Annotated in this window: 10 protein-coding genes; 9 read left to right on the forward strand and 1 reads right to left on the reverse strand. The window is 47.5% G+C overall.

Annotated features, from left to right (window positions below):
- The first annotated feature begins 54 nt into the window (after positions 1-54).
- The 9 genes from sdhC to glnS all read left to right on the forward strand — a co-directional run bounded on the left by sdhC (position 55) and on the right by glnS (position 11,473).
- The gene (gene sdhC / locus V7D78_RS02960; protein ID WP_333606939.1) at positions 55-474 is read left to right on the forward strand and encodes a succinate dehydrogenase, cytochrome b556 subunit; all 420 of its coding nucleotides are present in this window, start codon (positions 55-57) and stop codon (positions 472-474) included.
- Positions 465-812: a succinate dehydrogenase, hydrophobic membrane anchor protein gene (gene sdhD, locus V7D78_RS02965; protein ID WP_333606940.1), complete on the forward strand. Its 348-nt coding sequence runs from the start codon at positions 465-467 to the stop codon at positions 810-812. The genes sdhC and sdhD overlap by 10 nt, the downstream gene beginning before the upstream one ends.
- Positions 813-2,585, forward strand: a complete 1,773-nt coding sequence (gene sdhA, locus V7D78_RS02970; RefSeq protein WP_333606941.1) for a succinate dehydrogenase flavoprotein subunit — start codon at positions 813-815, stop codon at positions 2,583-2,585.
- Positions 2,586-2,597: 12 nt separating this feature from the next.
- On the forward strand, positions 2,598-3,317 hold the full coding sequence (locus V7D78_RS02975; protein WP_333606942.1) for a succinate dehydrogenase iron-sulfur subunit: 720 nt from the start codon (positions 2,598-2,600) through the stop codon (positions 3,315-3,317).
- A gap of 102 nt (positions 3,318-3,419) precedes the next feature.
- Positions 3,420-6,227, forward strand: coding sequence for a 2-oxoglutarate dehydrogenase E1 component (locus tag V7D78_RS02980; protein ID WP_333606943.1), 2,808 nt, complete (start codon positions 3,420-3,422; stop codon positions 6,225-6,227).
- 66 nt (positions 6,228-6,293) lie between these two features.
- Complete coding sequence (odhB, locus tag V7D78_RS02985) at positions 6,294-7,493, forward strand: 2-oxoglutarate dehydrogenase complex dihydrolipoyllysine-residue succinyltransferase (protein WP_333606944.1); 1,200 nt, start codon at positions 6,294-6,296, stop codon at positions 7,491-7,493.
- A 148-nt stretch (positions 7,494-7,641) separates the two neighbouring features.
- On the forward strand, positions 7,642-8,808 hold the full coding sequence (gene sucC / locus V7D78_RS02990; protein WP_333606945.1) for an ADP-forming succinate--CoA ligase subunit beta: 1,167 nt from the start codon (positions 7,642-7,644) through the stop codon (positions 8,806-8,808).
- Positions 8,808-9,680, forward strand: a complete 873-nt coding sequence (gene sucD / locus V7D78_RS02995) for a succinate--CoA ligase subunit alpha (RefSeq protein ID WP_333606946.1) — start codon at positions 8,808-8,810, stop codon at positions 9,678-9,680. The genes sucC and sucD overlap by 1 nt, the downstream gene beginning before the upstream one ends.
- A gap of 125 nt (positions 9,681-9,805) precedes the next feature.
- Positions 9,806-11,473 carry a glutamine--tRNA ligase gene (gene glnS / locus V7D78_RS03000; RefSeq protein ID WP_333606947.1) on the forward strand — a complete coding sequence of 556 codons (1,668 nt, stop codon included), beginning with the start codon at positions 9,806-9,808 and terminating at the stop codon, positions 11,471-11,473.
- Positions 11,474-11,549: 76 nt separating this feature from the next.
- Here glnS and V7D78_RS03005 read toward each other — a convergent pair whose 3' ends face one another.
- A complete protein-coding gene (locus tag V7D78_RS03005; RefSeq protein WP_333606948.1) occupies positions 11,550-11,747 on the reverse strand; it encodes a DUF3185 family protein in 198 nt (65 codons plus the stop codon).
- Positions 11,748-11,818 lie beyond the last annotated feature (71 nt).

Here is an 11,818-nt window from a genome sequence, read left to right on the forward strand (position 1 = left end):
GTACATGACTAGGGAGTTGACGCTGTATTTAGCGCCACCAAAACAGCGACAATAATGACAACCAAGCTCAGTTTGGGCATTAATGGGCAAGATACTGTGAAAAAGCAAAGACCAGTAAATCTAGATTTATCAACAATCTCTCTACCTGCGACCGCTAAAGCGTCTATTCTGCACCGGGTAACCGGCGTAGCTATGTTTTTTGCCTTAGTGTTTGTGATCTGGGCATGGGCCTATTCACTGCAAGATGAACAAAGCTTTGAATACGTAAAAGGGCTGATGCAGTCGCCTTTGGCAAGTTTTATTGCCTGGGGCACGATCACGGTACTTATTTATCACCTTATCGGTGGTATCCGCCATTTAATTATGGACCTGGGGCATTGGGAGGAGCTGGATTCCGGTAACCTCAGCGCCAAAATTACTATAGGTCTGTGGATTGTATTAGCGATTTTAGCAGGAGTTTGGATATGGTTCTGAATCAGGCAAGCCTGAAGCGCGATGGCGTTCAGGATTATGTATCTTTGCGGGCCAGTGCAATCGTACTTGCTAGCTACACCTTATTCATTTTAGGTTTTTTCCTATTCTTTTTCGACGGCACTTTTAACGCTTGGCACGGCTTATTCGATAACCTGTTGGTTAAAGTCTTTACCTTGCTGGCGTTGATCTCCATAGCCATTCACACCCGTATCGGGTTGTGGCAGGTACTGACTGACTATATCAAGTGCGCCAAGTTGCGTGCGGTATTGCAGTTTGTGCTGTCTGTTATTGCCTTCAGCTATGTTGCCGTTGGTCTCTTTGTGTTGTGGGGTGCCTAAGTGAATATTCCTGTAAGAGAATTTGATGCCATTGTTATTGGTGCCGGCGGCGCGGGTATGCGTGCCGCCTTGCAAATTACCCAGTCTGGCTTAAGTTGTGCATTATTGTCCAAAGTCTTTCCAACCCGTTCGCACACGGTTTCAGCGCAGGGTGGTATTACCGTGGCGCTGGGCAATTCCCATGAAGATAATTGGGAATGGCATATGTTTGATACCGTAAAAGGTTCAGACTATATCGGTGATCAGGACGCGATTGAATACATGTGTAAAACCGGCCCGAAAGCCATTACCGAGCTGGAAAACATGGGTTTACCTTTCTCTCGCTTTGAAAACGGTCGCGTGTATCAACGACCTTTTGGTGGCCAGTCGAAAAACTTTGGTGGTGAGCAGGCTGCGCGTACTGCGGCGGCTGCCGACCGTACCGGCCATGCCTTACTGCATTTGCTGTATCAGCAAAACGTTAAAAACCGCACTCAGGTCTTTTCTGAGTGGTATGCGCTGGATCTGGTGAAAAACCAGGATGGCGCTGTAGTAGGTTGTACCGCTATCGACATTGAAACCGGCGAGATTGTCTATTTCAAAGCCAAAGCCACCGTGCTGGCGACGGGTGGTGCCGGCCGTATTTATGCCTCAACCACCAATGCGCATATTAATACCGGTGACGGTGTAGGTATGGCATTGCGTGCCGGTGTGCCGCTGCAGGATATGGAAATGTGGCAATTCCACCCCACCGGTATTGCTGGTGCGGGTACGCTGGTGACGGAAGGCTGCCGCGGTGAAGGTGGTTACCTGTTAAATAAAGATGGCGAGCGCTTTATGGAGCGTTATGCGCCCAATGCCAAAGACCTGGCAGGCCGTGATGTAGTAGCACGCTCAATGATGACTGAGATTCGCGAAGGTCGTGGTTGTGATGGTCCATGGGGTCCGCACATTAAACTTAAGTTAGACCATTTAGGTGCTGAAGTACTGGAAAGCCGTTTGCCGGGTATCTGTGAATTATCACGTACCTTTGCCCACGTTGACCCGGTAAAAGAACCTATTCCGGTAATTCCTACTTGCCACTACATGATGGGCGGCATTCCGACCAATGTGAATGGTCAAGTCATTCATCCTAAAGCCGATGGCTCAGAATCTATCGTTGCCGGTCTATTTGCCTGTGGCGAAATTGCCTGTGTATCAGTGCACGGTGCTAACCGTTTAGGTGGTAACTCACTGTTGGACTTAGTAGTGTTTGGCCGCGCAACTGGCTTACACTTAGGTGAAGCACTGGCCGCGACACCTGAAGGCCGTGCGGCTTCTCAATCTGACCTTGATGCCGCCTTAGCCCGAACCCGTCGCTGGGAAGACAGCAAAGTAGGCCAGGGTGAAGATCCGGTGCAAATCAAGAAAGACTTACAACAATGTATGCAGCTTAACTTCTCGGTATTCCGTGAAGGCCAGGCGATGGCTGAAGGTTTGCAACAATTAAAAGAAATTCGCGAGCGCTTACAGTTTGCCCGTTTAGATGATAAGAGTTCAGATTTTAATACTATGCGTATTGAGTGTCTGGAGTTGGACAATCTGATGGAAACCGCTTTTTCTACTGCGGTGGCGGCAAACTTCCGTACTGAAAGTCGTGGCGCGCATGCCCGCTTTGACTTCCCGGATCGTGATGATGATAACTGGTTGTGTCATAGTGTTTATACGCCAGACACAGAATCTATGTTTAAGCGTAAAGTGAATCTGGAACCACAGTTCCGTGACGCTTTCCCGCCTAAAGCACGTACTTACTAAGAGGGCTCAGCGATGAACAAGTTGGTGTTTTCAGTCTATCGTTATAACCCTGATGTCGATAATGCACCACGCATGCAGGATTATACGCTGGATAACCCGGAAGGCCGGGACATGATGGTGCTGGATGCACTGTTAAAGTTAAAAGAGCAGGATCCGAGCCTGTCTTTCCGTCGCAGCTGTCGTGAAGGTGTTTGCGGCTCTGATGGCCTGAATATGAATGGTAAAAACGGCCTGGCCTGTATTACTCCTTTATCTGCCGTGGGTTTAAAAGGCGGAAAAATCGTCGTTCGTCCATTGCCTGGTTTACCGGTAGTGCGTGATCTGGTGGTTGATATGAGCCAGTTTTACACCCAGTATGAAAAGGTTAAACCTTACCTTATTAATGACAGTAAGTTGCCACCTGCCGGAGAGTTTTTGCAATCTCCGGAAGAGCCTGCCAAGCTTGATGGCTTATACGAGTGTATACTCTGTGCTTGCTGTTCAACATCTTGTCCGTCTTTTTGGTGGAATCCGGATAAATTTATTGGTCCGGCAGGTTTATTACACGCCTACCGCTTTTTAGCCGACAGCCGAGATACTGCAACAGAGCAGCGTTTAAATGATTTAGATGATGCTTTTAGTGTGTTCCGTTGTCACGGTATTATGAATTGCGTCAGTGTGTGTCCAAAAGGTCTGAATCCGACCAAGGCAATTGGTCAGATTAAATCGATGTTATTAAACCGGGCGCTGTAAGGCGCCCTTTGCCGGTATATATTAAAAAACTGCCGATTTCGCAGGCGAGAAGGCAGTTTTTTTGCTACTTTTTTCCAGGTGCGCAGAAATAAGGGAAACTAAATGCACGAAGGTGTAATGAAGGCGTGGTTAGAGTCTTCACATCTTGGCGGTGGCAACATGGCCTATGTGGATGAACTCTATGAATCCTACTTAGCAGAACCTACCAGTGTTGGTGACGAATGGCGTGAATTTTTTGCAAACTTGCCAAAAATTGATGGCGTTGATCTTGAAATCCGTCACTCTGAGGTTCGACAGCAATTTACTGAACTGGCCAAAAATAAACACCGTGAAGTGGTGGTGGTTAACAATGGCGGCAGTGATACCCGTCAGGTTAAAGTGCTGCAGTTGATTAACTCTTATCGTTTTCGTGGTCATCAGCATGCTAATCTTGATCCATTAAATTTGTGGAAGCAACCGAGAGTTCGCGATCTCGAATTATCATTTCATGATTTATCTGAAGCTGATTACGATACTGAGTTCAATGTTGGATCATTCGCTTCTGGTCAGGAAACGATGAAACTGGGTGATTTGCATAAAGCACTGGAGCGCACCTATTGCGGTTCCATCGGTGCTGAGTATATGCATATTGTCTCTACTGATGAAAAACGCTGGATCCAGCAACGTTTAGAAAGCATTCAATCCAGCCCCGCCTTTGATAAAGCCGGTAAGCTACAGATCTTAAAAGGCCTGGTTGCTGCTGATGGCCTGGAAAAATACCTTGGTTCTAAATTTCCCGGCGCAAAACGTTTTGGCCTGGAAGGTGGTGACGCCTTAATCCCTATGCTAAAGGCAATGATACACCGTGCCGGTGAGCAGGGAGCAAAAGACTCTGTTATTGGTATGGCTCACCGTGGCCGCTTAAATACCCTGATTAACGTACTGGGTAAAAATCCGTCAACCTTATTTGATGAGTTTGCCGGTAAATATGAAGTAGTGGGTGCCGGTGACGTAAAATACCATATGGGTTTTTCGTCAGACTTTGAAACTAAAGGTGGCAATGTCCACTTAGCCTTGGCTTTTAACCCGTCGCATCTGGAAATTGTAAACCCTGTTGTTATCGGCTCGGTGCGTGCCCGCTTAGATCGCCGTGGCTGCACGGATGGTTCGCTAGCCTTGCCTATTACCATTCATGGTGATTCGGCCTTTGCCGGACAGGGTGTGGTCGCTGAAACCTTTAATATTTCTCAAACCCGTGCCTTTAAAGTTGGCGGTACTGTGCGGGTGGTAATCAATAACCAGGTGGGTTTTACTACGTCAAACCCGGAGGATACCCGCTCCACCCCATACTGTACTGATATTGCCAAAATGGTGCAGGCACCTATTTTCCACGTTAATGGAGATGATCCGGAAGCGGTGGTCTTGGTGGCGCAGCTGGCGGTGGATTATCGCAATACCTTTAAACGCGATGTGGTTATTGATTTATTCTGCTACCGCCGTAATGGTCATAACGAAGCGGATGAGCCTAATGCGACTCAGCCGTTAATGTACCAGAAAATTAAAAAACACCCGACACCACGCGAAATCTATGCGGCTAAATTAATTGAGCAGGGCGTATTCACGGACGATGACGTAAAAACCCTGATCAGTGACTACCGCGATGCGCTGGATAAAGGCGATTGTGTGGTTGAAGAATGGCGCCCTATGACAGAAACTTCTGTCGACTGGCGGCCCTTTATCGGCCATGACTGGGATGCGACCTACGATGCCAGCATGACAGTTGAGCGTTTAGTGGCGCTGGGTGAAAAAGCCATTAGTTTACCTGAAGGCTATGCCTTGCAACGTCAGGTAGGCCGGGTTTATGAAGACCGCGCCTTGATGCTCAAAGGCGACAAGAAGATTGACTGGGGCTTTGCTGAAATTCTGGCTTATGCTTCAACGGTGAGTGAAGGCAATCGTATTCGTATCGTTGGTCAGGACTCTGGCCGCGGCACCTTCTTCCATCGTCATGCCGTGCTGCACAATCAAGATGACGGCAGCACCTATATTCCGCTGCAAAAAATTGCTGATGATCAAGGGCCATTTCAGGTATTTGACTCAGCGTTATCAGAAGAAGCGGCTATGGCCTTTGAATACGGCTATGCTACGGCAGAGCCAAGGGCCCTGGTCATTTGGGAAGGCCAGTTTGGTGACTTCGCCAACGGTGCTCAGGTGGTGATTGATCAGTTTTTAAGTTCTGGCGAGCAGAAATGGGGCCGCTTATGTGGTCTGACCTTATTGTTACCACACGGTTATGAAGGTCAGGGGCCGGAGCACTCTTCCGCCCGCTTAGAGCGTTTCTTACAGCTGTGTGCTGATCACAATATGCAAGTCTGTGTACCGACAACGCCTGCTCAGGTGTTTAATATGCTACGCCGGCAAATGGTGCGGCCAATGCGCCGGCCATTGATTGTGATGTCGCCCAAGTCATTGTTACGTCATCCGCTGGCTACCTCAACGCTGGAAGAACTAGCCTCTGGTACATTCCAGAACGTGATTGCTGAGGTAGATACGCTGGATGCAGAAGCCGTAAAACGCGTGGTGTTCTGTAGTGGTAAGGTGTATTACGAGCTACTGGAAGAGCGTCGCAAGCGTGAACAGACTGATGTGGCTATTATTCGCGTTGAACAGTTATATCCGTTCCCGCATGATGAACTGGCTGAAGTCATGTCTGCTTATCAGCATGTCACTGATTTTGTCTGGTGTCAGGAAGAACCGCAGAACCAAGGCGCCTGGTACTGCAGCCAGCACCATTTCCGTGCTGCCATTCCAAAAGCAGGTTATCTCAGTTATGCCGGCCGTGAAGCCTCATCGTCTCCGGCAGTCGGCTACTTGTCAGTGCATAATAAGCAACAACAAGCGCTGGTGAATGACGCTCTGACTATTAAATAATGCATTTGCCGGCCCGCATGCTGGGCCGGTTGAACGAAATAAGACCAACCGGTAAAAGGTGAAAAAGTGGAAATTAAAGTACCCGTACTTCCAGAATCTGTTGCAGATGCAACTATTGCCACCTGGCATGTTAAGACTGGCGAAGCTGTCAGCCGTGATCAGGTATTAGTCGATATTGAAACTGATAAAGTTGTGCTTGAAGTTGTGGCACAGGCTGATGGCGTGATGGGCGAGATCCTGCATGATGTGGGCGCTACCGTAACGGCAGAAGAAGTGATCGGTAAGATGTCAGCAGGCGATGCCCCTGCGGCAAAATCCGCTGACAAAGCCAATACTAAAGCAGATACTGCCAGCAAAGCCGAAGCAACATCGACTGATAAAGCGGATGAGGGCAATGATGATGCGTTAAGCCCGTCAGTGCGCCGCTTAATTGCAGAGAAAGGCTTGGATGCCAGCAAAATTAAAGGCTCAGGTAAAAATGGCCGCGTCACCAAAGAAGACGTGGAAAAATTCCTGGCCAGCCCGGCTAAAACCACTACTACCGCGGTTGCCGCACCAGTGTCTGAACGTAGCCAGAAGCGGGTACCGATGACGCGTCTGCGCAAAACCATCGCTAACCGTTTGCTCGAAGCCAAAAACTCAACGGCAATGCTCACTACCTTTAATGAAGTGAACATGAAGCCGATTATGGACTTGCGTAAGCAATATCAAGACGTATTTGAAAAGCGTCATGGTATCCGTTTAGGCTTTATGTCGTTTTATGTTAAAGCGGTGACTGAAGCGCTGAAGCGTTTCCCGGAAGTGAATGCGGCTATTGATGGTGATGATATTGTGTATCATAACTATTTTGATGTCAGTATAGCGGTATCGACCCCACGTGGTCTGGTCACGCCAGTACTGCGTGATTGCGATAAAATGAACTTGGCTGAAATTGAAAAGGCCATTAAAGAGCTGGCATTAAAAGGCCGCGATGGCAAGCTGTCGATGGATGATTTAACCGGTGGTAACTTTACCATTACTAACGGTGGTGTCTTTGGTTCCTTAATGTCTACGCCTATTATCAACCCGCCACAATCTGCGATTTTAGGTATGCATAAAATTCAGGACAGGGTAATGGTGGTTGACGGTAAGATGGAAATTCTGCCAATGATGTATCTGGCGCTGTCTTATGATCACCGCATTATTGATGGCAAAGAGTCGGTCGGTTTCCTGGTAACCATTAAAGAGTTACTGGAAGATCCAACCCGTATTTTGTTGGATATCTAATAGTTATTCTTAAGAAGTGAAAAAAAATGCTGTTGTTTTGCGACAACAGCATTTTGAATAATCGTGATTGGCACTATAATATGCGCCGATCATTGGGTCAGGCTGCACCATAGTGGGCAGCTTTAATTTACAAATACGGAAAATAGCCATGAATTTGCACGAGTATCAGGCAAAACAGCTGTTCCGCGAATACGGTTTACCGGTTTCTGAAGGTTATGCGGAAGAAACACCGCAAGCTGCTGCAGAAGCTGCGGATCGTATCGGCGGTAGTCGCTGGGTAGTAAAAGCGCAGGTCCACGCTGGTGGTCGCGGTAAAGCTGGCGGCGTGAAACTGGTTTCTTCAAAAGAAGAAATCCGCAATTTTGCTCAGAACTGGTTGGGCAAAAATCTGGTCACTTACCAAACTGACGAAAAAGGTCAGCCGGTTAACAAAATTCTGGTTGAAACCTGCACTGATATCGAAAAAGAGCTTTACTTAGGTGCAGTAGTGGACCGTTCTACGCGTCGTATCGTGTTTATGGCCTCTACTGAAGGTGGCGTAGATATCGAGAAAGTTGCCGAAGAAACCCCGGAAAAAATCATTAAGATGTCGGTAGATCCATTAGTGGGTGCCCAGCCATTCCAGGCGCGTGAAATTGGTTTTAAATTAGGCTTAAATGCCACCCAAATCAAGCAATTCACTCACATTTACCTTGGTCTGGCCAAGATGTTTGTTGATTTAGATATTGCCCTGATTGAAGTAAACCCTCTGGTTATCACCTCTGAAGGCAATCTGCACTGTCTGGATGCCAAGCTGGTTGCTGATAGCAATGCCTTATACCGTCAGCCTAAATTACGTGCTTTCCATGATCCTTCACAAGAAGATGAGCGTGAAGCTAAAGCGGCCCAGTGGGAGCTGAACTATGTTGCCTTAGAAGGTAATATCGGTTGTATGGTTAACGGTGCTGGTTTAGCTATGGGTACTATGGACATCGTGAAATTAAGCGGTGGCCAGCCAGCTAACTTCCTGGACGTTGGTGGTGGTGCGACCAAAGAGCGCGTCTCAGAAGCCTTTAAAATTATCCTGTCTGACTCTGCGGTTAAAGCGGTATTCGTTAACATTTTCGGCGGTATCGTACGTTGCGATATGATTGCTGAAGGTATTATCGGTGCCGTTGAAGAAGTCGGTGTAGCCGTTCCGGTAGTGGTGCGGTTAGAAGGCAATAACGCAGAATTAGGTGCGAAAAAGCTGCAGGAAAGTGGTTTAAATATCATTGCAGCAAATTCTTTATCTGAAGCTGCCAAAGCTGTAGTTAAAGCTGCGGAGGGTAAATAATGAGTATCTTAATCAATAAAGACACCAAGGTGATCTGTCAGGGTTTTACTGGTAGTCAGGGTACTTTCCACTCTACTCAGGCCATTGAATATGGTACTAAAATGGTAGGTGGTGTTAGCCCGGGTAAAGGCGGTACTACGCACTTAGGTTTACCGGTGTTCAACACTGTTGCCGATGCAGTGCAAGCCACAGGCGCCACTGCTACCGTTATCTATGTTCCGGCACCATTTTGTAAAGATGCCATCATCGAAGCGGCTGATGCCGGTATCGAGCTGATTGTGTGTATCACTGAAGGTATCCCGACTATCGACATGTTATTCGCTAAAGAATACATCGATGGTAAAGGTATCCGGATGATTGGCCCTAACTGCCCGGGCGTGATCACGCCAGGTGAGTGTAAAATTGGTATTATGCCAGGTCACATTCACAAGCCAGGTAAAGTGGGTATCGTGTCACGCTCAGGCACTCTGACTTATGAAGCGGTTAAGCAAACCACTGATGAAGGTTTTGGTCAGTCTAGCTGTGTAGGTATTGGTGGCGACCCGATTCCGGGTTCTAACTTTATCGACATTCTGAAGTTGTTCCAGGAAGATCCACAAACTGAAGCCATCATTATGATCGGTGAAATTGGTGGTACAGCTGAAGAAGAAGCGGCCGCTTATATCAAAGCAAACGTGACTAAGCCTGTCGTGTCTTATATTGCCGGTGTCACTGCACCAGCAGGTAAGCGTATGGGTCATGCCGGTGCTATTATCTCTGGTGGTAAAGGTACCGCAGATGACAAGTTCCGCGCGCTGGAAGATGCCGGTGTTAAAACCGTGCGTTCACTGGCCGATATCGGCAAAGCGTTACGTGAACTGACTGGTTGGTAAGCGCTATATCTGATTGGAAAGCCCGGCGTTAGCCGGGTTTTTTTTTGCGGGTTGATAGCCAGTCGCTATTGCAATGCTATAATGCCGCCTTTAATGCATTGGCAAACCACAGGGAATCTATTTTTATGGCGGACGTCGCACCTCGCCCCAGTAATTTTATCCGGCAGATTATTGATACTGACTTAGCCACCGGTAAACATCAGGCTATCCAAACCCGTTTCCCGCCAGAGCCAAATGGGTATTTACATATTGGCCATGCTAAATCTATTTGCCTGAATTTTGGTATAGCTGAAGATTATCAGGGTCAATGTAATTTACGCTTTGATGATACTAACCCGGAAAAAGAAAATGTTGAATTTGTTGAGTCAATTCAGCGTGATGTGAATTGGTTAGGTTTTCAATGGTCTGGCGATGTGCGTTATTCATCTGATTATTTTGAACAGTTATATGGCTATGCGGTTGAGCTAATCAACAAAGGCCTGGCTTATGTTTGTTTCTTAAATGCCGAGCAAATGCGTGAATATCGCGGCAATCTAACCCAACCGGGTAAAAATAGCCCAACCCGTGATACCAATCCGGCAGAAAACCTGGCGTTGTTTGAAAAAATGCGTGCTGGTGGCTTTAAAGAAGGTGAATGTTCGCTGCGGGCTAAAATTGATATGGCGTCCAGCTTTATCTGTATGCGCGATCCGGTGATTTACCGGGTAAAGTTTGCTCATCATCATCAAACGGGTGATAGCTGGTGCATTTATCCGATGTACGATTTTACCCATTGTATTTCAGATGCGTTGGAAGGCATTACCCATTCATTATGCACGCTGGAGTTTCAGGACAACCGCCGCTTGTATGACTGGATCCTAGATAACATCAACATTGATTGTCACCCGCAGCAGATTGAATTTTCTCGGCTGAATCTTGAATACGCGGTGATGAGCAAACGTAAGTTGCAAACCCTGGTCGAGCAAAATGTAGTGGCCGGTTGGGATGATCCGCGCATGCCAACTATAGCCGGCTTTCGTCGTCGTGGTTATACGCCCGCAGCGATTCGTGAATTTGCCAAGCGCATTGGTGTCACCAAACAAGACAATGTTATTGAAATGAGAGCACTGGAAGCCTGTATCCGCGAAGATTTAGACAGCAGTGCCCCCAGAGCCATGGCAGTACTTGATCCGATTAAAGTGACCATTACCAATTATCCCGCCGATAAACTGGAATGGCTCAGTGCGCCTAATCATCCTAAAGAAGATATGGGACAGCGCCAGTTGCCATTTAGTGCGGTGTTGTATATTGACCGCGCAGATTTTCGCGAAGAAGCCAATAAAAAATACAAGCGCCTTGTATTAAACGGTGATGTGCGCTTGCGCAATGCCTATGTTATCCATGCCGATGAAGTTATTAAAGATGCCAATGGCGATGTACTGGAGCTTAAATGCAGTTACTTACCTGAAACTTTGGGTGAGAACCCGGCGGATGGTCGTAAAGTGCGCGGTGTTATTCACTGGGTAGAAGCCACTCAGGCGTTGCCGGCCGAGTTCCGGGTATACGACAGGTTATTCAGTGTGGCCAACCCGGCAGCTGAAGAAGATTTCTTGACCGTAGTGAACCCGGCATCGTTACTGGTAAAGCATGGCTTTGCTGAGCCATCATTGCAGGCGGCGAAAGCCGAGCAGGCCTTCCAGTTTGAGCGCGAAGGCTATTACTGTCTGGATAATAAAGAGGGTAGCGCCACAAGACTTATCTTTAACCGCACTGTGGGATTACGTGACAGTTGGGGTGCGCAAGAGCACGAATAACTCAGGTGTTAACATAGCGATAAAACAACAGGCCGCCATTGCGGCCTGTTTCATTATGGTAAATGCGTAGGCTGTCTTATTTATTCTTCAGTAAAATACCCAGACCAATCACCACAGCGACAGCACCGGAAATTAACAATAACATGGAGTTGTCAGTCGGGTTGCCGGTGATCACTTCAGTGACTTGCGAAGCGGTTGAATTGTACTCGTTGTAGCCGAAATACAGTAATATGGCGCCCGCGACGATAGCGGCAAGTCCAATAATTTTTTGCATGATGTGCTCCTGAATTCTAGAGGCTGTTGATCTTTGCTCAAACTTTATTCAGCAATGCATTGGTAGCCAGA

This window comes from Arsukibacterium sp., from assembly GCF_036735525.1.
Lineage (GTDB): Bacteria > Pseudomonadota > Gammaproteobacteria > Enterobacterales > Alteromonadaceae > Alishewanella.

Coding starts and splice junctions, on each gene's coding strand:
- sdhC (WP_333606939.1), top strand. CDS start 55: ATGACAACCAAGCTCAGTTTGGGCATTAATGGGCAAGATACTGTGAAA.
- sdhD (WP_333606940.1), top strand. CDS start 465: ATGGTTCTGAATCAGGCAAGCCTGAAGCGCGATGGCGTTCAGGATTAT.
- V7D78_RS02975 (WP_333606942.1), top strand. CDS start 2,598: ATGAACAAGTTGGTGTTTTCAGTCTATCGTTATAACCCTGATGTCGAT.
- V7D78_RS02980 (WP_333606943.1), top strand. CDS start 3,420: ATGCACGAAGGTGTAATGAAGGCGTGGTTAGAGTCTTCACATCTTGGC.
- sucC (WP_333606945.1), top strand. CDS start 7,642: ATGAATTTGCACGAGTATCAGGCAAAACAGCTGTTCCGCGAATACGGT.
- sucD (WP_333606946.1), top strand. CDS start 8,808: ATGAGTATCTTAATCAATAAAGACACCAAGGTGATCTGTCAGGGTTTT.
- glnS (WP_333606947.1), top strand. CDS start 9,806: ATGGCGGACGTCGCACCTCGCCCCAGTAATTTTATCCGGCAGATTATT.
- V7D78_RS03005 (WP_333606948.1), bottom strand. CDS start 11,747: ATGCAAAAAATTATTGGACTTGCCGCTATCGTCGCGGGCGCCATATTA.